General features: G+C 75.0%; 19 protein-coding genes and 1 pseudogene. 10 read left to right on the top strand and 10 right to left on the bottom strand.

Annotated features, from left to right (window positions below; genetic code table 11):
* Positions 1-146 precede the first annotated feature (146 nt).
* From AB0D94_RS10880 to AB0D94_RS10870, 3 genes are all read left to right on the top strand, one after another.
* Positions 147-521, top strand: a complete 375-nt coding sequence (locus tag AB0D94_RS10880) for a hypothetical protein (RefSeq protein ID WP_362048940.1) — start codon at positions 147-149, stop codon at positions 519-521.
* Between the two features lie 7 nt (positions 522-528).
* Positions 529-1,476, top strand: a complete 948-nt coding sequence (locus AB0D94_RS10875) for a hypothetical protein (RefSeq protein WP_362048937.1) — start codon at positions 529-531, stop codon at positions 1,474-1,476.
* Positions 1,477-1,540: 64 nt separating this feature from the next.
* On the top strand, positions 1,541-5,167 hold the full coding sequence (locus AB0D94_RS10870; RefSeq protein ID WP_362048934.1) for a CHAT domain-containing protein: 3,627 nt from the start codon (positions 1,541-1,543) through the stop codon (positions 5,165-5,167).
* A 60-nt stretch (positions 5,168-5,227) separates the two neighbouring features.
* On the opposite strand, the gene AB0D94_RS10865 is transcribed toward AB0D94_RS10870, so the two are convergent.
* A complete protein-coding gene (locus AB0D94_RS10865; RefSeq protein WP_362048931.1) occupies positions 5,228-6,409 on the bottom strand; it encodes a tetratricopeptide repeat protein in 1,182 nt (393 codons plus the stop codon).
* 226 nt (positions 6,410-6,635) lie between these two features.
* Between AB0D94_RS10865 and AB0D94_RS10860 the strand changes: the two genes are divergently transcribed.
* Positions 6,636-7,844, top strand: a complete 1,209-nt coding sequence (locus tag AB0D94_RS10860) for a cytochrome P450 (protein ID WP_362048928.1) — start codon at positions 6,636-6,638, stop codon at positions 7,842-7,844.
* Between the two features lie 42 nt (positions 7,845-7,886).
* On the opposite strand, the gene AB0D94_RS10855 is transcribed toward AB0D94_RS10860, so the two are convergent.
* The 4 genes and pseudogenes from AB0D94_RS10855 to AB0D94_RS10840 form a co-directional block, all read right to left on the bottom strand.
* The gene (locus tag AB0D94_RS10855) at positions 7,887-9,134 is read right to left on the bottom strand and encodes a HAMP domain-containing sensor histidine kinase (protein WP_362048925.1); all 1,248 of its coding nucleotides are present in this window, start codon (positions 9,132-9,134) and stop codon (positions 7,887-7,889) included.
* Between the two features lie 154 nt (positions 9,135-9,288).
* Complete coding sequence (locus tag AB0D94_RS10850) at positions 9,289-10,479, bottom strand: MFS transporter (protein ID WP_362048922.1); 1,191 nt, start codon at positions 10,477-10,479, stop codon at positions 9,289-9,291.
* Positions 10,480-10,509: 30 nt separating this feature from the next.
* Positions 10,510-10,767, bottom strand: a complete 258-nt coding sequence (locus AB0D94_RS10845; RefSeq protein WP_362048919.1) for a hypothetical protein — start codon at positions 10,765-10,767, stop codon at positions 10,510-10,512.
* Positions 10,754-10,918: pseudogene (locus AB0D94_RS10840) on the bottom strand (DUF6400 family protein); the annotation flags it as partial. The pseudogene AB0D94_RS10840 and the gene AB0D94_RS10845, both read right to left, overlap by 14 nt.
* Before the next feature lie 226 nt (positions 10,919-11,144).
* Here AB0D94_RS10840 and AB0D94_RS10835 point away from each other — a divergent pair.
* Complete coding sequence (locus AB0D94_RS10835) at positions 11,145-11,306, top strand: Imm7 family immunity protein (RefSeq protein ID WP_362048916.1); 162 nt, start codon at positions 11,145-11,147, stop codon at positions 11,304-11,306.
* On the opposite strand, the gene AB0D94_RS10830 is transcribed toward AB0D94_RS10835, so the two are convergent.
* Entirely contained in the window at positions 11,284-11,769 is a 486-nt protein-coding gene (locus AB0D94_RS10830) for a hypothetical protein (RefSeq protein ID WP_362048913.1), read from the bottom strand. The two genes, AB0D94_RS10835 and AB0D94_RS10830, sit on opposite strands and share 23 nt — an antisense overlap.
* Before the next feature lie 383 nt (positions 11,770-12,152).
* On the opposite strand from AB0D94_RS10830, the gene AB0D94_RS10825 reads away from it, so the two are divergent.
* On the top strand, positions 12,153-12,713 hold the full coding sequence (locus tag AB0D94_RS10825) for a hypothetical protein (RefSeq protein ID WP_362049109.1): 561 nt from the start codon (positions 12,153-12,155) through the stop codon (positions 12,711-12,713).
* A gap of 33 nt (positions 12,714-12,746) precedes the next feature.
* On the opposite strand, the gene AB0D94_RS10820 is transcribed toward AB0D94_RS10825, so the two are convergent.
* Positions 12,747-12,965 (bottom strand): hypothetical protein, encoded by a 219-nt coding sequence (locus AB0D94_RS10820; protein ID WP_362048910.1) that lies wholly within the window; start codon positions 12,963-12,965, stop codon positions 12,747-12,749.
* An 89-nt stretch (positions 12,966-13,054) separates the two neighbouring features.
* Between AB0D94_RS10820 and AB0D94_RS10815 the strand changes: the two genes are divergently transcribed.
* The 3 genes from AB0D94_RS10815 to AB0D94_RS10805 all read left to right on the top strand — a co-directional run bounded on the left by AB0D94_RS10815 (position 13,055) and on the right by AB0D94_RS10805 (position 20,937).
* A complete protein-coding gene (locus tag AB0D94_RS10815; protein ID WP_362048907.1) occupies positions 13,055-14,695 on the top strand; it encodes a LuxR C-terminal-related transcriptional regulator in 1,641 nt (546 codons plus the stop codon).
* A 143-nt stretch (positions 14,696-14,838) separates the two neighbouring features.
* Entirely contained in the window at positions 14,839-16,047 is a 1,209-nt protein-coding gene (locus AB0D94_RS10810) for an NAD(P)/FAD-dependent oxidoreductase (protein WP_362048904.1), read from the top strand.
* Positions 16,048-16,131: 84 nt separating this feature from the next.
* Positions 16,132-20,937, top strand: a complete 4,806-nt coding sequence (locus AB0D94_RS10805) for a hypothetical protein (RefSeq protein WP_362048901.1) — start codon at positions 16,132-16,134, stop codon at positions 20,935-20,937.
* A gap of 70 nt (positions 20,938-21,007) precedes the next feature.
* On the opposite strand, the gene AB0D94_RS10800 is transcribed toward AB0D94_RS10805, so the two are convergent.
* A complete protein-coding gene (locus AB0D94_RS10800) occupies positions 21,008-21,460 on the bottom strand; it encodes a hypothetical protein (RefSeq protein WP_362048898.1) in 453 nt (150 codons plus the stop codon).
* 226 nt (positions 21,461-21,686) lie between these two features.
* Between AB0D94_RS10800 and AB0D94_RS10795 the strand changes: the two genes are divergently transcribed.
* Positions 21,687-22,550 carry a hypothetical protein gene (locus AB0D94_RS10795; RefSeq protein ID WP_362048895.1) on the top strand — a complete coding sequence of 288 codons (864 nt, stop codon included), beginning with the start codon at positions 21,687-21,689 and terminating at the stop codon, positions 22,548-22,550.
* A 12-nt stretch (positions 22,551-22,562) separates the two neighbouring features.
* Here the strand turns inward: AB0D94_RS10795 and AB0D94_RS10790 are convergent, their stop codons facing one another.
* Together AB0D94_RS10790 and AB0D94_RS10785 are read right to left on the bottom strand one after the other, a co-directional pair.
* Positions 22,563-24,653 carry a SpoIIE family protein phosphatase gene (locus AB0D94_RS10790; protein ID WP_362048892.1) on the bottom strand — a complete coding sequence of 697 codons (2,091 nt, stop codon included), beginning with the start codon at positions 24,651-24,653 and terminating at the stop codon, positions 22,563-22,565.
* Positions 24,654-24,828: 175 nt separating this feature from the next.
* Positions 24,829-25,479, bottom strand: coding sequence for a fasciclin domain-containing protein (locus AB0D94_RS10785; protein WP_362048889.1), 651 nt, complete (start codon positions 25,477-25,479; stop codon positions 24,829-24,831).
* Positions 25,480-25,531 lie beyond the last annotated feature (52 nt).

Here is a 25,531-nt window from a genome sequence, read left to right as displayed (position 1 = left end):
TGCCCCGGCGCCCGCACCGTGACCAACACACGCGGAGACGGCGGGTTCCCGGCCCCCCGGGATGCGCGGGCCGGGCGGTACAGTCTGTGGATCTGCGGACGGACGACGGAACCGGCGGAGGGTGACAACAGCACATGATCTACGGCATGTTGGTGGATCCGAGGGCCGAGAGCGAAGGAGCCCCGCGGCTGGAGCTGCCCGCCGGGACCTCCCTGGACGACGCGGCCGCGGCCCTGGGACGCGTACTGGCCGTCCACGAGCAGCTGGACCGCGTCCTCCTGGTCGTCGGCGACGAAGAGGCGGGCGCCACCTCGCGTTCCTACGCGCGCATCGTCCTCGGGATCACGCCCCGCGGCCCCGGCGACGAGGCACGAGCCGCGGTGCCGGGCGAATCCACCCGGTTCAGCGTGATCGCCTTCCGCTGCGCCGTGTGCGGGAGCCGCGCCTACACCGCCTTCTACGACGACCGGTACCGACCGGTGTGCCGGGCCGGCGACCACGGACCGATGGAACTGGGGTGAGCCAGGCGTGAGCGTCGCCCCGGCGGTCCCCAAACCCCTCGACGGCTCCGTCCGGTTCTTCTCGGTGGCCTACCTGCCGACGTACGCGGGAGCGCTGTTCGTCCTCCTGCTGCTCTGGGCGGGCGCCCCCGGAGCCGACTTCGCCCCACGGCGCGCCTGGCGCACCGCCACCGGCGTCAGCGCCGGGCAGGCGGTGTGGATAGCCCTGGGCGCCACCCTGGTCGCCCTCGTCTTCCAGCCCTTCCAACTCGCCGTGATGCGGCTCCTGGAGGGAGGCTGGCCCGACGCGCTCGGCGCCGGGCTCTGCCGGAGGCTGCAACGCCGGAGGAAGGCGCGGCTCGCGGCGCGCGCCGAACAGGCCGGCCTGCCGCGCGACCCGTCACCCGAACTGGTGCAGCGGGCGGGCGCCGCGGCGGCCCGGCTGCGCAGCCGCTACCCGCTCCCCGACCACCTCCTGCGGCCCACGGCCCTCGGCAACGTCCTGGCGGCGCTGCGGGACACCGCCGGCCGGGACCACGGCTGGGACGCAGCCGTCGCCTGGCCGCGGCTGTACCCGGTCCTCGGGGACCGCTCGCGCGCGGTCGTCGACGACTGCCGGGACTCCCTGGACGGCGCCGCCCGGCTCTGCGTCACCGGCGCGGTGACCGCCCTGGTCAGCGCCGGGCTGCTGCTGAGCTCCGGCTGGTGGCTGCTGCTCGCGCTGGTCCCCGCCGCGGTGGCCGTACTCGCCTACCACGGGGCGGTGCAGGCCGCCCTCGGCTACGGCGACGCGGTCCGCGCCGCGATCGACCTCCACCGCTTCGACCTGCTGGAGGCCCTCCACCTGCCGCTGCCCGACAGCCTGGAGGAGGAACGCACCCTCGCGCAGCAGTTGTGCCGGCACTGGCGCCAGGGCGTACCACCGCCCTCCCGCTACGAGCATCCCCCCGACCCGCCGCCCGATCCCCGGAGTTGAGCGCGCGGGCGTGCTGTCCCGCCGCCCCGTACCGGCCGCCGCCGGGTGGCCGTACCGTGGCGGTATGGGTGACGATGCGAACCGCTCGAAGGGACCGGCTCCGGAATCTGTCGACGCGCTCCACCGCCGCGGACTGCGGGAGATGGAGGTCTACCTCCGCACCGGGGACGTGGCCGCACTGCGGCGGTCCCGCGACCTCAACCGGCAGGCCGTGGAGGCCGCCTCCGAGGGGAGCCCCGGATGGGACGTCCACCTGAGGAACCTCGCCAACGCGGAGGCCCGGCTCTACGAGCACACCCGCGACCTGCCCGCACTGGTGCGGGCCATCGCCCTCTACCGGCGCGCCCTCGACGCCGCCCCCGCCCGGCAGCCCTACCGGGAGAGCTACCTGTACGGCCTGGGCCGTGCCCTACGGCTGCTGCACCGGCACACCGGCGAGCCCGGCCCGCTGGCGGAGGCCGCCGACCTGCTGCGCCGCTCCGCGCAGCTGCCTCCGGCGTGGCCCGCCGAGCGGGCGACCCAACTCGGCGGTTTCGCCGAGACCCTGACCGACCTGTACGGGCTCACCGGCGACCCCGAAAACCTGCGCGAGGCCATCGCCGTGCAGCGGCTCGCCCTGGCCCAGACCGCCTCCGGCAGCCCGGACGAGCCGACACGGCGCGTCAACCTGGCCGCGTACCTGGAGCAGTGGTACCGCCTCACACAGGACCGGACGGACCTGGAGGAAGCGGTGGACCTGCTGCGCCAGGTCCGCGGGGACACCCTCCGCGACGGCGGAACCCCGCCCTGGGCGCAGACGTTGAACCTGGCGGCCTGGCTCGAGGAGCTCTTCCGGCTCGACGGCCGCCTCGGCGAACTGGACGAGGCCATCGCACTGCTGCGACAGCTGCGGGAAGCGGACGACGTACAGGAGTCGTTGGACGACGTCTACCGTCTGCTGGTGACGGTACGGGTCTCGGACCTCGCGTTGCAGCGCGCCGAGCAATCCGGCCAGGTCCGGTGGGCGGACTGGGCCGTGCAGACGCTGACGGCGACCGTGGCCACCGTCCCCTCCGACGACATCAACCACGGAGTGGTCCTGTTCGAACTGGGAAAGGCGCACGCGGGGCGCTACGAGCTCACGGACGACCCCGCCGACCTCGCCCAGGCCATCGTCCGCCAGCGCGCCGCCCTCGCCGTGCTCGGCGCGGACGAGCACTCCGAGAGCAACGCCAGGGCCGCCGCCTCCGAACTCGCCTCCCAACTGCTCCACCGCCACGGGCGCACCGGTTCCGCGGCCGACCTCGACGAGGCCATCGCGCTCCGTCGGGACGCCGTACGGGACGCCCCGCCGGACGACCCCAACTACGCGGCCCTGTACACGGCCCTCGGCCAGACCTTGCTGGAACGCTTCAAGGCGGAGAACGACCTCACCGACCTCGACGAGGGCACCGACCACCTCCGGCACGCCCTGGCGGCCCTGCCGCCCGGCGTACCGGAGCGCGCCCCCGTACTGGCCACCCTCAGCAGCGCACAACTGGCCCGCTACCAGCACATCGGCCACCGTCCGCACCTCGACGAGGCGGTCGCGACACAGCGCGAGGCCCTCGGAACCACCCGGGCCGGCGAGGGCAACCGGCCCGGCCTGCTGACCAACCTCGCCCTCCTGCTCCGGCTGCGCCACGACGCCGACACCAAGGCCGGCGGGGTCGGTCTCGCCGACGCCGACGAGGCCGTGGGGCTGCTGCGCCAGGTCCTCGCGCTGCGGCCGAACCGCTCGGAGCACCGCCGCATCACCGTCCAGCAACTGGCGGAAGCCCTGCGCTCGCGCTCCGAGGTCCTGGGGGACCTCGACGACCTGCACGAGAGCGTCGAGCTGCTGCGCACGCAGGTCGACAACTTCCCGCCGGGCCACCCCGGACAGATCGCCGCGCGCAGCGCACTCGCCGAGGCGCTGCACAAGCTGTCCCTCGCGACGGAGGACGGCCGGCTGCTCGAGGAGGCCCACGCGGTGGCCCGCGGAGCCGTCGAGCTGGACGCCGTGCCCGTCCACGCCCGGTTGCGTGCCCGGGCCACGCTCGGGCAGGTCTGCGGGACGCGGCACGACTGGGAGGGGGCCCGGCACTGGCTGACCGAGGCGGTGAGGCTGCTGCCCCGGCTGGCCTCCCGCGACCTGACCCGCACGGACCAGCAGTACGTCCTGGCCCGCGAGCACGGCCTGGCGGCCGAAGCCGCCGCCTATGCGCTCCAGGCCGGCCGGCCCGAACAGGCCCTGGAAGTCCTCGAACACGGGCGCGGCGTCCTGCTGGGCCGTCTCCTGCGGTCCCGCGAGACCGATGTGGCGCGGCTGCGCGAACGCGCTCCGGAGCTGGCCGACCGCTTCGTACGGCTGCGAGACGCCCAGGACCCGGATCCGCTCGAAGCCGCCGCCTACCCCGCCGAGCGGGCGCGGGAGGCCGCGGACCGGCTGCGGAGCCGCGAGGCCGAATGGGAGCCGCTCCTGGCACGGATCCGGGCCGTGCCCGGCATGGCCGGCTTCCTGCGTCCGCCGGAGGCCGCGGAGATCCTCCGGGGGGCCGGGGACGGCCCGGTCGTAGTGATCAACATCAGCCTCCGCTGCGACGCGCTGATCGTGGCCGACGGCGCCGTCGACGTCGTCCCCCTGAACACCACCGCCGAGGAAGTCCACCGCCGCGTAGCCCTGTTCCTCGCCGCGGTCAACGACCCCGCCGCCGGTTCGGGTGGCCTCGCCGCACGGCTGGCGCGCCAGGAGAGCGTGGCGGAGCTGCTGGAATGGCTGTGGGACACGGTCACCGGACCCGTGCTCGAACGCCTCGCCCGTAGCGCGCCCGCCGGCTCCGCGCCCGCGGGTTCCCGCGCCGCTCCCGGGCGCGTGTGGTGGTGTCCCCAGGGCCCGTTGGCCTTCCTGCCCCTGCACGCCGCCGGGTACCACGGCCCGCGCGCCGCCCCCGGCCACCCGCGCTGCGCCCTGGACCGGGCCGTGTCCTCGTACACCCCGACCGTCACCGCGCTGCACCACGCGCGGGCGCGGCGGATGCCGGCCGCCGGGGCCGGATCGAGGCCGCTGATCGTCACCATGTCCCGTACGCCGGGGGAGGGGGCGCTGCCGAACGCGCACGCCGAGGCCCGCACCGTAGGAAGCCACCTGGCGGGCCCGGGCGAGCCCCTCGCCCTCGCCGACGAGGCGGTGACCCGGGACAGCGTGCTGGAGGCCCTGCGGCACGCCCGGTCAGCCCACTTCGCCTGCCATGCCGTGGCCGACCCGCAGGACCCCTCGGCGTGCCGGATCCTGACGTACGACCATGCGACGCGCCCGCTGACCGTCACCGACGTGGCCGGGCTCCGGCTCGACGGAGCGCACCTGGCGTTCCTGTCGGCCTGCGCGACCTCCTCCACCCGGCAGGACATGGTGGACGAGGCGATCCACATCACCGGCGCCTTCCAACTGGCCGGATTCCGCCACGTGGTGGGAACTCTGTGGCCCGTCGCCGACGAACTGGCCCCGGAAATGGCCGAGTCCTTCTACACGGCCCTCGCGCGGGGGCCGCAGCCGCCGTTCCCCGCCGGACCGGAGCCCGCGGGCAGCGGCGACCACGTGGCCCACGCCCTGCACGCGGCCGTGGCCGAACTCCACGGCCGGTACGCCTGGTTCCCGTCCCTGTGGGCCTCACACGTGCACGTGGGCGTATGACGGGGCCTCTGCCGCGACGACGAGCCGAGGTGCCGCGCCGCCGGCGGGCCTTCGGCCCGGTCAGCCGCCGGACCCCCGCACCAGCCGCAGGTTCTCCCGGGCCTCGGCGGTGCGCGGGTCCCCGGGACCGTACCGGCGCTCACAGGCGGCGACGACCTCGCGGCACAGGACCTCCGCCTCCGCGTGGCGGCCCTGGTTGTGCAGGATCGCGGCGAGGCTGCTGAGGCTGTCGAGGGTCTGCGGGTGGTCGGCGCCGTAGAGGTCCGATCGGGCCTCCGCCACGGTGCGCATCAGCTTTTCCGCCTCGGCCACCTTGCCCACGCCGTGCAGGATCGACGCGAAGTTGTTCTGCGCCGACAAGGTGTCCGCGTGCCCCGGCTGGTTGCGCACCCGCCGGCGTACGACGGACCGGTAGACCCGCTCCGCCTCCTTGAACCGGCCCTGGTGGGCGAGGACCGCGGCCTGGTTGGCGTGCGCGTCCAGGCTCATCGGGTCGTCCCGGCCGAAGAGCCGGTCGGCGGCCCGTGCCACCTGCCCGTACGCATGCTCGGCCTCCTCCAGCCGGCCCTGCGCGCGCACGGCGCCCGCCAGGTCGTTGCGGCCCGCCAGGGTGTCGCGGTGATCCGGGCCCAGGACCCGTTCGAGGCCGGTCACCGCCAGTCGGGCCAGCCGCTCCGCCTCGGCGGGCCGGCCCAGGCCCAGCGTGACGCGGGCCAGGTGGGTGAGGGCCTTCAAGGTCTGCGGGTCGTCCTCCCCCGCCGTACGGTGATACTCCGTCCACACCTGCCGCAGCAGTTGGTGCGCCTCGGCCGGTTCACCCACCTTCTCCAGCGCGACGCCCAGGAAGGACGTCGCCGTCAGGGTGTCCGGATGGGCGTGCCCGAGCGCGGCCCGGCGGCCCGCCACCACGTACCGCAGCAGTTCCAGGGCCTCGTCCAGCGAGCCCTGGCGCCACAGGACTTCGGCCAGCTCGTACGCCGCGGTGAGGGTCTCGGGACGGCCCTCGCCGTGGGTCTCCCGGACGCCGTCCAGCTTCATCCGCGCCATAGCCTCCGGCGTCATCTGCAGGGTGATGTCGATGACGGGGATCCCGTCCGGCCCGTCGTAGGTGGACGAGCGGTACGACATGCCCTCGCCCAGCTCCCCGGTCTGATGGTTGCGCCGCTCCGGCGCGCCGGCAGCGGCCTCGGACCGCCGCCCCATCCCCAGCCGCCGCCCCAACGCCCGCCATCCGTCCGTCATCGTCCAGCCTCCCCGCAGCGCGATCCGGTCCGCCCGTCCATGGTGGCGCAACGGCCCGCAGGGGGACAGGGTTACTCCGTCTCGCCCGGGGTCTGCGATGTTCTCCGAGGTCAGAGGGGCGGGAGGGGAGGGTCCGATCGTCCGGCCCGGCAACGCCGCGGCTACTGTGGGGAGAACACGCGACCAACGTGTGATCGCACGACGCATTCGATTCAGGGGGAATGGAATGGCACTTCAGCCTGCCATTGTCGATCTGCTGGAGATCAGCCCGGACTTCGTCCGCGACCCGTACCCGGTCTACGCGCGACTCCGGGAACAGGGGCCCGTCCACCACGTCCGCACGCCGGACGGCGAGGAGATGTGGCTGGTCGTCGGGCACGAGGCCTGCCGTACGGCCTTCACCGATCCGCGGCTGAGCCGGGACTGGCGCCGGTCCGGCGACATGAGCCAGATCATCAACGCCGACCAGGACCACCCGGCGCTCGCCCACATGCTGATGTCCGACCCGCCGGACCACACCCGGCTGCGGCGCCTGGTGGCCCGGGAGTTCACCCCGCGCCGCATCGACGCGCTGGCACCGCGCATCCAGCAGGTCACCGACGAACTGCTGGACGCCATGGCGGCGAACGAGGAGCGCCGGGGCGACCTGGTGAACGCCTTCGCGTTCCCGCTGCCGATGACCGTCATCTGCGAACTGCTGGGCGTGCCCGAACTGGACCGCGAGGCCTTCCGCCGCTGGTCCAGCGAGATGGTCGCCCGCACCAGCCCGGAGGCCGAGGCCGCCGCGTACGCCGCGATGCCCCGCTACCTCACCGAGCTCATCGAGGCCAAGCGCGCCAACCCCGGCGACGACCTCCTCAGCGCGATGATCCACGCCGTCGACGAGGGCGGCGACCGGCTCTCGCCGGACGAACTGATCGGCATGAGCGTCCTGTTGCTCATCGCCGGACACGAGACCACGGTCAACATGATCGGCAACGGGATGCGTGCCCTGTTCGCCCACCCCGACCAGCTCGCCGACCTCCGCGCCGACCTCGGCCTGCTGGACGGCGCGATCGAGGAGATGCTGCGCTACGACGGCCCGGTGGAGACCTGCACCGAGCGACTCGCCCTGGAGGACGTGGAGATGGGCGGGGCGGTGATCCCGAAGGGTTCCGCCGTGCTGATCGCCATGGCGGACGCGGACCGGGACCCGGCGCGCTTCGAGGACCCCGACCGCTTCGACATCCGCCGGGACTCCCGCGGCCACATCGCCTTCGGGCACGGCCTGCACCACTGCCTGGGTGCGCCGCTGGCCCGGCTGGAGGGGCGCATCGCCCTGCGCTCGCTGCTGGAGCGCTTCCCGGACATCGCCGGCGAGGCCGACGACGCGAGCCTGTCCTGGGTCCCCGGCATGCTGATCAGGGGTGTACGGGAGCTGCCCGTGCGCTGGTGACCCGAGCGGCCCGTGACCACGGGGCCCCGTACGGCCCCGCGGTCAGGCCTCGGGATCGGACGCCGCACCGTCGGCACCGCCGTCCGGGGGCGGCGGTGTCCCCAGGTCGAGGACGGCCTCCGCGCCCCCGCCCTCCGGGTTCGTGAACCGGAGCCCGGCGCCGAGCAGCCGGGCCTGTCCCGCCGCGATGGTCAGCCCGAGGCCCAGCCCGGTCTGCGCCGAGCCGGTGCGGAAACGCTGGGGTCCACAGGCGAGCAGGTGCGCCGGGAAGCCCGGACCGTGATCGCGTACGCGCACCACCGGTCCCGTCACCTCGATGAGGACGGGCGGGGCTCCGTGGCGCAACGCGTTCGTCACGAGGTTGGTCAGCACCCGCTCCACGCGCCGTGGATCGGTGTGCACCAGGGTGTCCTGGACCGTCTCCACCCGCACCTCGGGCTCCGGTTCGCCGGGAGCGGTGCGGCCCTCCACCGCCGCCCGGGCCGCACGCCGGGCGAGCCTCTCGCTCTCCACCCAGCGGAGTTCGGCCTCCTCGGCGCCGTTGTCCAGCCGGGCGACTTCGAGGACGTCCTCCATCAAGTCCCGGAGCCGGCCCACCCGTTCCCTGACCATGTTCTCGGCCTTGCCGTCGGGCAGCAGCCCCGCGGCCGCCACCAGTCCCGCGACCGGAGTGCGCAGTTCGTGGGCGATGTTCGCGGTCACCTCGCGTTCGGCCCGCAGGCGGCTGCCGAGGGCTTCGGCCATGGCGTTCACGGCGCGGGTGAGGACGGTGATCTCGTCGCGTCCGCCCTCCGGCAGGCGGGCCGTCAGCTCGCCGCCGGTGATCCGCTCGGCGGTCCGCGCGGACATCCGGAGCCTGCGGCCGAAACGGGCCGCCACCGCGACCCCGATCAGGCCGGCGACGCCGACACCCACGGTCCCGGCCTTCCACATCACCTCTTCCAGCTCGCCGATGATGGGCTGGACCCTGGTGCACATGACCAGGTAGCGGCCGTCCACGGTCGAGCCGGCCCAGATCCACCGGCCCTCCGGGCCGTCCTCCACATGGGTGGCCCGGCGCCCCTCGGCGAGCGCTTCGAGCAGGGGCGCCGGTATGCCGGGGGGATCGAACTCCGCTCCGAAGGAGGTCTTCCCGGACTCTTTGTAGTACCGCTCCACGAACCGCAGCCGTTCGTCGGCGGTGTTCCGCTCCCGGTCGTTGAGCAGGAGGGGTACCTGCACCGCGGTGATGAACACCGCGGTGGCGGCGGTCGCCGCGATCGTCGCCCCGATCTTGATGCGCAGACCCACCCGATGCCCCCGAACTGTCCTCGCCCCGTGTTCCCGCCCCTCGTGCCGCAGGTCCGCGGAGGTCCCGCCCGGGAACCGGCCCGGTGATCATACCGGGAGGGATCGTGGCAGATCCGGCCCCCCGGTGCGCCCCGGGAGCCCGGGGCGCACCGGGTCAGTTCCCCGCCGGGACCGGCCGCCGGAGCAGGTAGACGCCCGCGGTCGAGACCAGGACGGCCATGCACGCGATGAACACCAGACCCGCACCCTCCAGGCCCATCGGGCCCGCCAGCACCCCCACACCGATCACCGGCACCGAGATGCCCGCGTACGCCACGACGAACAGCGTGGAGATCACCGCCGCGCGCCGGTCGGCGGGGGAGGCTCCGGCCACCGCCGACAGCGCCCCGCGGAAGGCGAGGCCCTGACCGACCCCGCCGACGACCGCGCTCAGCACCACCAGCGCGAGCAGGTCCCACCGCAGCGCGCCCGCGAGCAGCGCCAGACCGGCCAGGAGCCCGGCGCAGCCCAGCGGCAGCGACCGCCCGACCCCGACCCGGCCGACCGCCAGCTGCCCGGCCGTCGAGGCGAAGAAGGCCAGCGCGACCACCAGCCCGCTCACCGCCCGGTCGTGCACGCCCAGCGATTGCGCGAGGAAGGCCGGGCTGACCGAGGTGAACACCCCGAACAGCGCGAAGCCCACGAACGAGGCGATCGCCGCGGGCCCGAACACCGTCCTGACCTGCGCGGGCAGGCCGGGCCGCTGGGGCCGTACGGTGCTCAGCGGCCGCAGCTCCCGTACGGTCTCCGGAAGCCGCGACAGCACCACTGCCGAGGCTGCCACCAGGACGAGGTGCACGAGGAACGGCAGGTACAGCGGCCAGGCGGCGTACTGCGCGAGGATCCCGGCGAGCAGCGGACCGCAGCCCAGCCCGCCCATGTTGGCGGCCGTCGCCACGAAGGTGGCCCGGGAGGTGCCGCCGGGCGGGGCCAGCTCCATCACGTAGGCCGTGGCCGCGCCGGTGAACAGGCCGGCGGACAGCCCCGACAGCAGCCGCCCCGCGTAGAGCCAGCCGAGCCCGGTGGCGCACAGGAAGCAGACGGCGCTCACGGCGGCGAAGCCCAGGCCCGCGAGGAGCACCGGCCGCCGGCCCACGGCGTCCGAGGCGTTGCCCGCCAGCAGCAGCACGCCGATGACCCCGAAGGCGTACACGGCGTACACGACGGTCACCATCAGCTCGGAGAACCCGAACTTCTCCTGGTAGAGGCCGTAGAGAGGGGTCGGCAGCGTGGTGCCGGCCATGCACACGGCGAAGACCGCCCCGCTGAGCAGACACAGCAGCCACCCTCGGCGATCACCGTCCATGTCGCCGACGGTAACCCGGGCCGGGACGGCTCAGAGGCGCGGCAGGCCGGTGGTGATGCGGTTCCACAGGGAGCGGGTGGCGCCGAAGCCGGTCTCGTGCGCCCAGATGTGGGTGCAGCCGGGGCACTGCAGGTGGAGCAGGCTGCCGTGGTTGGAGAGCATGTACCGCCAGTGCCGGGAGCAGGTCCGGCCGTCCCCGCACGGCGTGCACTCGCGGGTGTCGTCGCAGTTCGGGCAGGGCACCCAGGCGCGGCGCCCGGGATCCGCCTGCGGGTCAAGCGGCAGCATGGCCGCCACCGCGCCCGGGGAGCACACCGGCGGCGACCAGGTCCTCGTAGACGCGCTGCTGCTCCTCGTCGAGACCGGAGTACAGCAGCTCGTACGCCGTCTCCTCGCCGCGCAGCACCTCGACCGGGTCCCAGTCGGGGCCGAGGCGTGCGAGGTGAGGTCGACGGCGAACTCCACCAGGTCGGGACCGGCCGCGTCGTCCGGGCCGGTGGGGGGTGTGAGGTGGTGCGGGCTCATGACAGCGAACTTAGGTAAGCCTTCCTTCCCGGTCAAGGGAGGGTGTGCGGAGTCACAGCGACCGGGTGCGGCCAGGGGTGCCCTGCCGATCAGGCCCGGTCCGGGCGTGATCGAGCAGGACACCCCTGGACCCCCGCCATGTGCGAGTACTACGGCTGGATCCCGGCCCCTACGGGCTCCTCCACCTCCGCGACGACGAGGACCGCGCTCACGGCAACGAGGTCCGGGTGCTCAGGCCGGTCCGCGGGGTTCGTGACCGAGTACGCCGAACCGTTGCTGTCACCGTGCATCCCGGTCCTTGAGTATCTGTTCGAGGACTGACCGCCCGAGTTCACCGGGGGGCAGGACGGCCGCGGCGCGCGGCTCGAACCGCTCCCGCGCCGGCGCGCCGGCCTGCAGCGCGGCGATCTCCTCGTCCGCGGCGGCGAGTTCGTCGCGCCGGCCCATGAGGTCCAGCTGCTCCCGGTAGCGGAACAGCACCGCGCGCAGCAGCTGCGTCCGCCCGGACTCCATCGCGTGCATGCGGCGTGCGGCGGCGACGGACTCGGCCCGCAGGGCCAGGGTCGTCTCGGGGCGGTGGGCGAACTCCCCGTTGCTGTATTCGTACAGCGCGACCGCCAGCAGGGGCAGGTACGCCAACGGGCTCACCTGGACGAGGACGCGGTAGGCGGCGACCTGGTCCCGGACCGGCAGTGCCTCTGATCCGAGGAGGGCCACCCGGGCTCGCAGGACCGCGTGGTGGTTGATGTTCGTCGTGTGAGTCATGACGGTGATTCTGAAAGCCGCACAGGGGTCCAAACAAGGTCATTCGGCTGTGCTGTCCGTCCTACAAAAACGCCGTCTGACCTGTCATGATGGGAACGTCTTCACCCCTGTGACGGTTTACGGACGGCCCGTCAGCCGCCGTCCCGGGCCCCGGCCGTCCGGCGCCGTTGACAGCCGACCCGCCACGTGCGAAAAAGGCAGTAGGCCGTGTTCGGTCACCGCGTGTCCGCCCCTCGGCGCGACGTTCACCTTCGAGCCCCGGCCGTCAACACGCGCCCGTGCCAGACAGACCGGGGTCGTGTGAGACCGACGGTCCCCACGCGCGAAACCGCCGAACAGTGGGCACACCACCGCAAACGTGAACGGACGGCACCCCCTTGACCATGATTCCCGGCTCCCGTGTCGCCGGACGGACCTGGACCGTCCGCCTCACCGGCTACGGAGACCACACCGTCTCCGTCACCTGCAGCACCGAGGCCTGCCGCATGCCGCCCCGCTCCAAGGACACCGCGGCCATGCGGCGGTTCGCCGCGGAGCACGCCCGGGCGCACGCCCGGCTCGCCACCGTCCGCCCCCAGGCAGACTGCGCCTGCCGGGCCGCGGAATGCGCGTACCACGAGAACAGCAGGACCGCCTGCACCGGCGCCCCGCTGCTCGTCCTCATCCACAACCCCGCCGTGGGACAGGTGTGGACCCTCGCCGAGATCTGCCAGGCCTGCGCTCCGCTGATCTCCCACACCTCCATCCTCGGCAGTGCCAGGCGTCCGGCGGGCTCCGCGGCCGCGGCCGCGCCCGTACCCGCGGCCGACCCGGCCTCGGCCGTCCCCGCCGCGACCGCCCCGGCGCGCGTGGCCGTCCCCGGAGGTTTCTCCTCGCCCGAGGCGGCACCCGAAGCGGTGGCCCGGCGCCGCCCCCACCGCGGGGGCCCTCGCCGCACCCGCTGACGCGGGCCGCGCGTGCCCCCGGGGCGCGCGGCATCAGCAGGTGTTGCCCACCGCGTCGATCTTCGAGCCGAAGCGGCTCGCGTAGTTGCCGGCGTAGTCACCGGCCCGGACCGGGCGGCATTCCGTGCCGTCGGCCCAGTCGATGAAGGCTCCGCTCCGGTTGGCCCGGAAGGAGCCGGCGTGGTCCGTGAACCTGCTCGGCAGGTCCACGTACCCGCCGCGCCGGACGTAGAGCTCCCCGGTACCCGGCACCCCCCGGCACCCGGCGTCTGGCCCCCCGTACCCGCTCCGACGTACCCGCTCCGAAGGACCGCGCGGCTCCGGGCTGCCAGACTGGGCTCATGGACCAGGTCGCGCGGCAGCGCTCGGCCCGGGAGGCCGTTGCGCGCGGAGAGTGGGTGGACGCCTACGCCCTGCTCACGGAGTCCGGTCCCGGCACCTCCCTGGAGCCGGAGGACCTGGAACGGCTGGCTCTCGCCGCGCACATGACCGGCCACGGCCAGGAGAGCGAGGACGCCTGGACCCGTGCCCACCACGCGTGGCTCAGCCGGGGCGAGGTGCCCCGGGCCGTGCGCTGCGTGTTCTGGCTCGCGATCGGACTGGTACTCGGCGGCCAGTGGGCCCGCAGCACCGGCTGGGTCGCCCGGGCCCGGCGGCTGCTGGCCGCAGAGGCACCCGGCCAGGTGGAGGAGGGCTATCTGCTCGCCGTAGAGGGCCTGCGGGCCAGCCTCGCGGACGAGGCCGAGACGGCGCGGACGACGTGCGAGCGCGTCCTGGAGTACGCCACCCGCTTCCAGGACCCCGAGCTGGCCGGCTTCGCCCTGGTCGGCGTGGGCGAGAGCCTGGTCCGGCTGGGCCGGCCCGCCGAGGGGGTCCGGCTCCTGGACGAAGCCATGGTCGCCGTCACCGCCGGTGAGGTGTCACCGGTGATCACCGGACTCGCGTACTGCGCGGTGATCTCCGCCTGCCACGAGATCTTCGACCTGCGGCGGGCACGGGAATGGACCGAGCGGCTCTCCGCCTGGTGCGCCGACCAGCAGGAGGTGGTGCCGTACCGCGGCGTGTGCATGATCCACCGGGTCGAGATACTGCGCCTGAACGGCGACTGGAACGCGGCGCTCGACGAGGCCGAACACGCGTGCCGGTGGCTGCTCGCCCAGCCCGCCCTCCAGTCTCCCGACGCCGCCTTCTACCAGATCGGCGAAGTCCACCGGCTGCGCGGCGAGTACGCCGCCGCCGAGCGCGCCTACCTCGAAGCCGGGCGGCTCGGACACCCCGCGGAGCCCGGCCTGGCGCTGCTCCTCCTGGCCACCGGGGAGACCGGCGCCGCCGAGCGGGCCGTGGGGACGGCGCTGGACGCCCTGGGCGAGGACGCCCAGAGCCGGTGCAGGCTCCTGCCCGCGTACGTGGAGATCATGCTCGCGGCAGGCCGGACCGAGCAGGCCCGGGCCGCGGCGTCCGAGCTGCGCGCGGCAGCCGGGGCCCTTCCCGGTCCGCTGCTGTCCGCCCTGGCCGGGCACGCGGAGGGCGCGGTGCTGCTGGCGCAGCGGGAGAGCGGCCGCGCCCAGGCCGTGCTCGCGCCCGCAGCGGCGGCCTTCCGGGCGCTGGGCATGCCGTACGAGGCCGCCCGGGCCCGGCTGCTGATCGGGCTGGCCTGCCGGGAGGCGGGCGACGAGGTGACCGCACGGCTGGAGTTCGGCGCGGCCACCGACGCCTTCCGGGAGCTGGGCGCCGCCCCCGACGTCCTGCGCACCGAAGGACTCGCCCGCAGGGCGGCCGGGCACACGGCCGGGCTCCTCACCGCCCGGGAGCTGGAGGTGCTGCGGCACGTGGCGGCCGGTGAGTCGAACCGGGCCGTCGCGAAGGACCTGCGCCTCAGCGAGAAGACCGTCGCCCGGCACCTGAGCAACATCTTCGGCAAGCTCGGCGTCACCTCCCGCTCGGCGGCGACGGCCTACGCGCACACCCACCGGCTGGTGTGAGCGGCTGGGCAGAATCACCCATGCGCCGAGTGTGGTGGTACGCCCGATGCGCGGGTCCCCGCCCGGCTCCTAACGTCGGTTCCGGAGACGTCCGGGAGATCCGGCACCCCGCCCGCATCCCCGGCCGCCAGGCAGGTGACGTCATGACCGGCAAGATCTACGACGCTGTGATCGTGGGCGCCCGCTGCGCCGGGGCGCCGACGGCGATGCTGCTCGCCCGCAAGGGCTACCGGGTGCTGGCCGTGGACCGGGAGTCCTTCCCGGCCGACACCCTCTCCACCCACCTCGTCCACCCGCCCGGCCTGGCCGCCCTGCGGCGGTGGGGGCTCCTGGACCAGGTCGTGGCCACCGGCTGCCCGCCGATCACCACGTACTCCTTCGACCTCGGCCCCTTCGCCATCAGCGGTTCGCCGGCCGGGGAGGGCCTTTCCGGGGCCTACGCGCCCCGCCGCACCGTCCTGGACAAGATCCTCGTCGACGCGGCCGTGCGGGCCGGCGCGGAGGTGCGCGAACGGTTCACCGTCGAGGACCTGGTCACCGACGGCGACGCGGTCACCGGTATCAGGGGCCACGGCGGCGACGGCCGCACCGTCGAGGCGTACGCCCGGGTGGTCATCGGCGCGGACGGCGCGCACTCGTCCGTGGCGAAGAGGGTCCGCCCCGCCCGGTACGCGGAGAAGCCCAAGCTCCAGTGCAGCTACTACACCTACTGGGCGGACCTCCCGATGCACGGCCGTTTCGAGGCCTACATGCGCGAGGACCGGGCTTTCGCCGCCTGGCCCACCAACGACGGCCTCACCGTGGTGATCTGCGGGCTCCCGATGCGGGACTTCGCGGCGAACCGGGCCGACATCGAGGGCGGTTACCTCGCCACGATCGCCCGCGCCCCGTCCTTCGCCGAACGGGCCGCCTCCGCCACCCGTACCGCCCGGCTCGTGGGCACCGCGGTGCCCAACTACTTCCGGGTCCCCTACGGACCCGGCTGGGCGCTCGTGGGGGACGCCGGCTACCTGAAGGACTTCATGACCGCGCAGGGCATCCAGGACGCCTTCCTGGGCGCCGAACTGTGCGTGGAGGCCCTGGACGCGACCTTCACCGGCCGGCGCACCTTCGAGGCGGCCATGCGGGACTACCAGCAGGCCAGGGACGCCCGGGTCATGCAGCTCTACGAGTTCACGACCGAACTGGCGACCCTGGACCCGCCACCGCCGCAGATGCAGCAGGTCCTCGCGCGGGTGGCGGAACACCAGGACACCATGGACGGGTTCGCCCGCGTGAACGCCGGACTGACCACGCCCGGCGCCTTCTTCTCCGACCCCCGGCTGACCGGCGTACCGGAACCCGCGCTCTAGCCCCCCGGGTCCTCCCGCCCGGGCCGGGCCCGACGACCCGCTCCCCCGGGGGCGGTGTCGGTGGGGCGTGCGACGATCCAGGACATGATCGCCTCGCTCGACGCCCTGCTGCCCACCACCGGTCCGCACACCTCGACCACCTACGCCGACTGGGTCGCCGCCCACGACCCGGACGAGGCCGGCAGCGCGCGTGCCGTGATCGAGGACATGCGCTCCGAACTGGGCCGGTCCTGGACCAAGCCCGGCCGGTTCGTCGACACGATGGCGGCGCGGGCGCGACGGCTGCCGCCGGAGCACCTGCCCTGGTTCTGGGACACCGTGGGCCACCGGCTGATCGGCTACGGGAGCCGGCCGGGCGGGCGGGCCTACGCCGCCGCGCGGGCGGCCGAGGCCCAGCACGGCCTGCCGGTGGATCCGGGCTACCGCCGGGCCAACGCGCTGCTGTTCGCCAGGGGCGGGGCCATGCCGGCCAAGGAGTTCGGGGCCCACCAGCGGTTCCTCGCCGACACGCTGGAGCCGGCCGCGGCGCACACGGCCCTTGAGGCGTTCCTGACCGCGTGGGCGGGCTCGCCCGCGGACCTGCCGGCGGACCTGGTGCGCCGGGTACGGGCCTCCGCCAAGGCGGCCGGGCACGGGGACGAGGAAGCCGCGCGGCTGGTGGGCGCGATCCTGGCGGTCACCCGGAAGAAGTCGGTGCCGGACGCGCTGCTGGCCGCCGCGGGCCCGCTCCTGACGGCCCATCCGCCGGCGGACACGGTCGCCGCCGGGCTGGTGGAGGTCTTCCCGGACGGGGTCACCGACGGCGGGGCGTGGCTGCGGATGCTGATCGGTTGCGGCGCGACGGAGGCGATGGAGGCCGGACGCGTTGTGCCGGAGGACGGACTGCACCACTGGGTCGGGAACTTCGTCCGCATGTACCAGTACGCGGCCCAGTCCGGCGGCGGTGTCGCGCGGCAGCCGCTGCCGGCGGAATTCCTCGACCTGGTGGGCCGGCTGGGGCCGCGGCTGCGGGCGGCGGGCACCCCGGTGACGGTGCACACCGCCCGGCACCACTGCACGGGCTTCGACGCGGACGTGCTGGACGCCTGCCTGGCGGCCGGGGTCGCGGTCGTCGACCCGGGCCCGGAGACCCGGATGCGCTTCTGGGGCGAGCGGTCCCGGCGGGACCTCGCCGCGCTGGCCGCCGACCCGGTGTTCGGCCCCCGGCTGGAGGGGACCGTACACGCGGACCTGGTGCCGGGCCGGCACGCGGCGCGCGGACGCCGGGCCGGGTCGGCGGTGACGCTGCTGCCGGGCAACGAGGGCATCGCCCACGAGGTGGCCGGGCGGGTCGGCAAGCTCGTCGACACGGTCGCGGGCGGCGGCATGGCGGGGGCCGAGGAGGCCGTGGCCGAGCTGGAGAGCCTGCTGGACCGGCCGACGGTGGCGGCGCTCGACGGGATCGCCGACGCCCTCGCCGGGGCGGGCGCGGCGGGCGCGCTGCGGCGCTCGCTGGCGGCCGGTGTGTCCGAGGAACTGGCCTGGCCGGCGCTGGAGTCGGTGTACGCGCAGTTCGCCGCGGACGCCGGACCGGGCGAGGCGGCGGACGGGGGCAACGGGGCGGACGGCGCCGAGGGCGCCGAGGGCGCCGACGGGGTGCTTCCGGGAGTGACGGGGGTGGCCGGGGTGACCTCCACCTGGCCGGTGCTGACGGTGTTCGGGCGCGACCGGGCGGTCGCCGTCGCCCCGGACGGGGTGCGGGGATCCTGCCGGTTCACGGTGCCGGACGAGGCGACCATGTTCGCCGTCCACCACGTCGGCGGTTCCTTCCTGGTGAGCTGGACCCTCAAGCCGAACCCCTACCACTGCGACACCGCCGTCTGGTCCGACCGCCCCGAAGCGCCGTTCACGCCGGACGAGTTGGGTGGGTTGGTGCCCTTCGGCGGCAGCCTGGACGGGGCCTACGGGTTCCAGTTCGAGACCGCCGACGGGGGCGGGCGGCACGGCGGCGGGCGGGTGCTGCGCCCGGGCGGCACGGAGGGCATCGACCGCGACGAGCTGCAGCTCGGTGACGGCTCCCGCATCTGGACGAACGCCGTGTTCGGGAGGCGGCCGTGGGAGGTGGTGGACCCGGTCACCGGGGAGCGGCGGGGCGCGACGGCGCTGCCGGACTTCCCGGGCCGCGCCGCGGGTACCGACCCGGCCGCGGAGGAGTCCGAGGCGGGCATGACCCTGGCCGCCGAGGCCCTCCAGCTGGCCCCGCTGCCCGCCGGTCTGACCGGCTCTCCGCTGGGCAGCCGGGACGGGCTGGTCGGGACCCGGGTGCTGTTCCGCACCCGGCACCGCGACCACGCGCCCGACCACTACCTGGTGGAGAGCGTGGACGGGCGCACCGCCCGGTTCGACATCGACCGGCCGGGACAGGAGCCGTGGGCGCTGTGGGCGCCGCCGGAGGGCGCGGTGGAGGACGTGGTCCTCGCCGAGGCGCAGACCCGGACGGGGGTGCGCGCCTACACCGCCGACGGCGTCCTGCTGTGGGAGCTGGACGGGCACCACTCACCCCGCCACCCGCGGGTGAGGCCGGCGCGGAGGGTCACCGTGTCGGGGGGCGTGGCCCTGCCGCCGGCCTTCTGGTACCTGCTGCGGACCCGGGACGCAGCCGGGTCACGGGCGCTGCGCATCGTGGGACGGCCGGCGGCGGACGCCTTGCTGGCGGCCGCCCTCGACGGCGCGGGGGAGCTGCGTGCGGCCGTGGCCCGCGAGTTGCCCGAGGTCACCGAACCGGTGCTGGCCGAAGCCGTCGTGGCGGTGGCCCGGCGGGCCGCCCGGGTGGAGGAGCGGCGGCGCGCCCTGCACCGGCGCGTCACGCTGCTCGCGCAGGCGCCGCCGGCCGTGCCGCGTCGGTCCGTACCGGACACCGAGCTGATGCCCGCGCTGTTCGGGCTGGTCTCCGCGGGGGACCGCGATCCGTGGCGGCGGGCCCCGGAGCTGGCCCTGCCGGCGACGCTGAGCGCGCTGGCCTCCGACGGGGCCTGCCTGGCCGGCACGATCGTGGAGGAGGTGCGCAGGCTCTCACCGCCCGCGCCGCCGCACGACTGGTCGCAACTGCTGGGCGCGATCGACGCCGTGGCATGGCGGGCGGCGGTGGCGCCGACCCCGGACCCCGAGCGGGCCGCTCTGCTGGCGCTCCTGGACGTCTGGGCGGACCAGCCGTTCGCCCGTACGGGCAGCCGGTGGTGGGTGGGCCGCGCGCCCGACTCCGCCACCCTGGACGCGCTGCGTGCGGGCGGGACCGCCGTGGCGTCCGCCGCGGTGCGGGCCGCAGGGTCCCCGTGCTGGTTCGTGGCGCCCGCCGCCGAGGACCCCGACGGCGACCCGGTGCCGGCGGCGGACGCACAGGCGCGGCTCGTCCGGGTGGAGCGGGACGACGCCGCCCGGCTGCGCGCCCTGGTGGCGGCGGTCGACGCGCACGGGCCGGTCCCCGTGCCGGAGTCGGCGGCCGCGCGCTTCGCCGAACTGACGGGCGTACGCCGGGCCGTGGCCCGGCTCGTGGTGGCCGGTCTGGTCGGCCGGTCCGACCGGGACGAGGACCGCGCCCTGGCGCGCAGGGCCCCGTACAGGGCGAGCCCGATGACGGCCGAGTCGTACGAGGGGCTGCGCGCGCGGCTCGGAGGCGCCGGGCGGCGGGCCGTGCTGGCCGCGGCCCTGCCCGAGGACCCGGTCGAGCTGTGGCGGCCGGGCGGGGTCGAGGCGGCCGCGGAGCGGATGGCTGCGGTGTGGCGGGAGAGGGTCGGGGCCCTGCCCGCCGTGCACGACGAGGCGGCCGACGCCCTGGAGGCCGACCTGGGGCTCGGCGAGGTGTGGGCCCGGCGCCTGGCGGGTGGGTACGGGGCCGCCGCCGACGCGACCGTGGAGGCGGCCGGCTGGGAGCTGGCGGCGACCCCGTACGGCCTCGGGGTGGAGGTCCGGGCCGTGCCCCCGGCCGGGCCCGAGCTGCCTCACCGCACCCCGGTGGGCCTCCCGCTCGGGGAGATCGCGAGCGCGCTGGTGTGGGCGTGGACGGACCGGCCCGCCGGCGATCCCGCGGTGGCCGGGGCGATGGCCCTGTACGAGCGGCTGCGGGCCGAACTGGAGCGTCCGGAACTGCTGCTGGCGCTGCCCGGCGGGCGGGTCCAGGACACCCCGGCGCGGATCGCCGAGCGGTTCGGGCCCGGGCGGCTGCCGGTGGAGAGGGGGCGCCGCAAGGAGGAAGGTCTGGTTCCGGTGGCCGCGTACGACACCGGACCGCTCGTCGTGTGCTCGCCCGGCGGTGCCTCCTTCCTGCGGCCCGCGGCGGTCACCGACGCCGAGGCGTGGCGGCGGGTCCGCGAGGTCACCGACCTCGCCGAGGAGCTGGACCGGGTGGCGCCGCTGCTGGCCGGCGGCGGCCTGGACCGGATGATGCGCCGGGCCCGCTCGGGGGCGCTGCCGGACGGCGCCTACGAGGCGGATCCGCGGCAGTCCTGCCCCGAGCTGGTCACGCGGGTGGCCCAGGAGCTCGGGGTGGGCGCGGACGCGGCGGCGCTGTACCTCCAGCTGGCGACGCTGGCCGCGCCCACGGACCGCGCCGTGCGGCGGTGGAACGGCTGGTCGCCCAAGCGGCACACGCAGGTCCGGGCGGAACTCCTCGCCACCGGCGCGGTGGTGGAGGCCAAACGGGCGCGGGCGGGCCGGACCGTGTTCCTGCCCGGGGAGTGGACCGAGCTCAAGGCCCCGCACCTGCCGCTGGAGACCGCGAAGCTGGCGAGCCACCTGGTGCGCCCGCTGTGGCGCAACCAGATCCACGCCCCCTTCGGCCGGGTGCTGCCGACGGCACCCTTGCACGAGATGTTCGCCGAGGCCTGGGAGCGGACGTCCGGCGGCCGCGGCTAGTGCTGTGGCCGGGCGATCGGGCGATCGGGCGGCGGGGTGGCGGGGAGGTGATGGCCGGGCGGGACCCGGGTCAGCGGCGCCACCAGAACCCGGGCACGGCAACCATAGCCACCGCCAGCAGGGCCCCGGCCGCGGCCAGGGCGGGCCCCGCCGCCGGCCTGCGGCGGGGGTCGGCCGCGGCGGCCAGCCACAGCAGCGGGATCGAGAGGAAGAAGACCCCCAGCCCGCCCAGGGACCCGATGACGGACCACGGTACGAGCACGGTCCCCACGGTTGCCGAGGCGCGGACGAAGGAGGCCGGGCGGCGGTGGAAGAACAGCGGCAGCGCGACCAGGGCTGCCGTCAGCGCGAAGGTCACGGGAAAGCCGAAGCCTTCGGTGTGGCGGCTGAAACCGAACCCGGGCGGCACGGGGGCCACCACGGCGGTCACCACGAGCGCGAGCTGCCAGGGATGGACCCGTTCCGACCTGGGGTCCACGGCGCCCTCGTGCGCACCCCTGCCGGTCCGTGCCCTGGTTTCCATGGTCGTCCCCCGTCCGCAAGTCCCGTAACACCCGTAACGCCCGCAACAAAGCAACTGAACGCGTTCAAGGTAGCGGATCGGGGGCCCTCGCGGGCAGTGCCGTACGACACGTCCGCGGGCGGGGAACCGGCCCGCGGAATCACTGCGTCACCCTCTGTGTACCAGGCAGAATCCGTACGGGTAAGCAGAGCAGCGTCCGCACGATCCTCACCCCTGGGAGCAGCCGGTGTCGTCGCAGGAGATCCCGATCACGATCAGCCCGCAGCAGGCCGCCCACGGTGTGATCCTCACCGTCCCGGTGGGCACGGGCACCGCCAGGCTCCGCATCCCCTCCTCCGTCCGCGACGGGGATCTCGTCCGGGCGCGGCTCGGCGACGACGAGGTGCTGGTGCGCGTCACGGTGGCCGGGGCCGCGGGTCCGGCGCAGCCCGCACCCGCACCCGCATCCCCGCCCAGGGCCCAAGGGTCGGCGCAGCCCGCGTCCGCGTCCGCGCCCACGGTCGGCTGGGCGGCGCAGCCCGCGCCCGCCCCCGGGGCCAGGAAGGGCGTCGGCGGGCGCCTGGCGGCGCTCGGGGTCTTAGCGGCCGTGGTCGTCGGGATCATCGCGCTGAACAGCGGGGACGACTCCGGCACCACGGCCTCCGACGTCCCGACGGCCACTCCTTCGACCACCCACGGCGGAGGCGCCGGCCCCGGCTCCTCGTCCTCCGCCCCGGCCCCGGAGCCCTCCGCGAGCCCCGAGGAGACCCCGAGCCCCGAGGACACCCCGACTCCCGAGGACACCGAGACCGAGTCCGTCGCCTCCCCTCCCGCCCCGGAACCCAGCCCCTTCGACAAGGGCACCTGCCTCAACGGGACCCTGCCGGACTCGACGACCCCGCAGAGCGTGACCGGCGTGGACGAGGTCCCCTGCTCGGCGTCCGACGCGCACTACCGGGTGATCGAGAGCTTCCCCTTCACCTCGGACCTGGACCGCTGCAACGACAACCCCAAGACCGAGTACGCCTTCTCCTACCGCTACACGCGGGGCGCCACCGTCATCAACGAGTACGTGTACTGCCTCGTCGGCATCGGCTCGTACGGGCGCTGACGGGCGGGGCCGTCAACGCCCCGCGGCCGGCGGGGTGTTCGTACCGATGCGCGCCACGAGGAGGGCGATGTCGTCGTCGGCGGACGCCGGAACCAGATGGGTGATCAGCGAGTCGCACAGATGGTCCAGCGATTGCTGCGGCTCCCCGAGCAGACCGGTCAGCTCCCGCAGCCGGTCGTCGATGTCGCTGCTGCGGGCTTCGATCAGCCCGTCCGTGTAGAGGACGAGGACACTGCCCGGGGGCACGGTGAGCTCGGTGGTGGTGAAGGTGATGCCGCCGACCCCCAGCGGGGCGCCGGGCGGGGTCGTGACCAGGCGGACGGTGCCGTCGGGTTCGGCCACGGCGGGGGGCGGATGCCCGGCGCGGGTGACGGTGCACTGCCCGGTCGAGGGGTCGCAGACCACGTACAGGAAGGTGGCGAGCATCGGCTCGGCCAGGTCGGCCAAGGTGGCTTCCAGCTGGTGCAGCAGCGCGGTCGGCGGCATGTCGAGACGCGCGAGGGCCCGGACCGTGGCGGACAGGCGCCCCATGACGGCGGCCGCGGCGATGCCGTGGCCCATGACGTCCCCGATGAGGAGGGCGGCCCTGCCCCCGGTGAGGGGCAGGACGTCGTACCAGTCGCCGCCGATCTCGTTGACGTCGCTGGCCGGCAGGTAGCGGTGGGCGATCTCGATGCCGGGCGGCGGCGTGACGTGCTGGGGCAGCATGCTGCGCTGGAGGACGACCGCGGTCTCGTGCTCGTGGTGGTAGAGGCGCGCGTTGTCGATGCTGATGGCGGCCCGGGCGGCGAGTTCGCCCGCCAGGGTGACGTCGTCGGAGCCGAAGGGGCCGGCCGGGCCGGTGCGGTAGAAGGACGCGATGCCGAGGACGATCTCCCGGGCCACGAGCGGGACCATCAGGAACGAGTGCACGCCGGTTTCGAGCAGTTGCGCGGGCTTGGGCGTGTGGCGGGCGGCGGGGGCGATGGCGGCGGCGTCGAGGCGGGCGATCAGGTAGGGCTGCCGGGCCGCGAGGGCCTGGGTGTAGGGGGCCGCCGCCGGGAAGGTGAGGGTCCGGCCCAGCGGCGCCAGGACGCGGGTGACCTCGGAGCCCGTCAGGGGCGCCTTGCCCAGCCGCCGCAGGGCGGTGCCGCCGGCCAGCCCCATGCCCGGCTCGTCGCCGCGCGCGAGGACGTCCAGGACGTCGACGGTCACGGCGTCGGCCAGCTGCGGGACGGCGAGGTCGGCCAGCTCCTGCGCCGTGCGCTCCAGGTCGAGGCTGTCGCCCATGCGGGAACTGGCTTCGCTGAGCAGGGCGAGCCTGCGCCGGCCCGCCTCGGCCTCCGTGTGGTCGCGCTGCTGCGCGGTGATGTCGAGGAGCGAGGCGATCACGCCGATCGGACGGCCGCCCGGGTCCTGTACGCGCACGTACGAGCAGGACCACACCCGGTCGTGCTCCGGGTCGGCCGGTGTCCGGCCCGTGCGGCGCCGGTCGAGGACCGGTGCACCGGTCTCCAGGACCTGGTGCATCGCCTCCTCCATCTCGACCGCGTTCACCTCGGGCAGCACCTCGGCCAGACGCCGGCCCACGTGGGCGGATTCCGCGAGGCCGTTCATCGCCTCGAGCGCAGGGTTGACCTGGAGGAACCGCAGCTGCGTGTCGAGGACGCCGATGCCGACCGGCGAGCGGGCGAACAGCCCGTCCCAGACCGCCGATGACCCCCGGATCCGGCGGGCCGCGTGCGCGTCGGCGGCGAACACCAGCACCGCCGAGGCGCCGTGGCGCCGGTCGGGGACGGGACAGGCCCAGATCTCCAGTTCCAGGGGATGCCCGTCGCGGTGCCAGGCCGTGACCGTGCCCATCACCCCGCGCCCGGTGGCCGCCGTCTCCCACAGGGACCGGCCCAGGCTACGGTCGGCCCCCGGATGGAGCAGGTCGGCGATGTGCCGCCCGAGGACCTGCGGCGGGGCGTAGCCCAGCAGTTCCTGCGCGCCGTGGTTCCAGCGGACGATCATCCCGTCGCCGCTGGTGGCCAGCAGCGCCACCCGGAGGGCGCCCAGCCACCCTCCGGCGTCCTGGGCGGCGCTGCTGACCAGATCCTCGAACGGCATCTCCTCAGGCATCCCGCACCCGCCCCTCCGGGGCCGCGGTCAGGTCCGGCGGCCGCTCACCCGCCGCGGCCGGCGGCTGCGCTTCCTCCACACCCTCATCGTCGCCCTGACGGGCCCGGACCGCACCCGCTTGCGTGGGCGGGGCGGGGCCGCGCCGTGCGCGCCGTGCCGCGTTCCGGAGCCGCCGCTACTTCGGCATCAGGACCGTGTCGACGATGTAGACGTCGGCGTTGGCCGTCTTCACGTTGCCGCAGACGACGTTCGACGAGCCGTTGACCTTGTAGGACGCACCGGAGCCCCTGGTGGTGAGCCCCGTCTTCTGCAGGGTGTCGAAGGACCCGTTCTCCAGCTGCTTCGGCGTCAGCTTCCGGCCCACCACGTGGTAGGTGAGGATCTTGGTCAGGGTGGCCTTGTCCGCGAGCACCTTGTCCAGGTCCGCCTTCGGGATCTTCGCGAAGGCCTCGTCGGTCGGTGCGAAGACCGTGATGTCCTTGGCGTTGTTGAGGGTGTCGACCAGGCCCGCCTTCTTGACCGCGGCGACCAGCGTGGTCAGGGCCGGGTTGTTGGAGGCCGCGGTGGCCACCGGGTCCTGGGCCATGCCGTCGAAGGACCCGGCGCCCTGGGCGGGAACTCCGGCGCAGGCCGGGCCGAAGGGCTCGCCCGTGGTCGCGGGGGCGATGGGCGTCGCCTCCTGCGGGGCGGCGGCTGCGCCCTGCTCCGCGGCGGAACCCGCCGCGGAGTCGCTGCCGTAGTCGGAACACGCGGCGAGGGAGAACGGCAGGACGGCAGCCGCGGTGACGGCGAGAGCGGTACGTCGGATACGAGGGGTGCGCGACATGTCGGTTCTCCTGTGGGTTCGTGAACTGGGTGAACGGTGGTGGCCGGTGGTG

The organism is Streptomyces sp. NPDC048255, assembly GCF_040652415.1.
In the GTDB taxonomy this organism is placed as follows: domain Bacteria; phylum Actinomycetota; class Actinomycetes; order Streptomycetales; family Streptomycetaceae; genus Streptomyces.
This window is presented reverse-complemented; position numbering and strand designations above follow the sequence as displayed.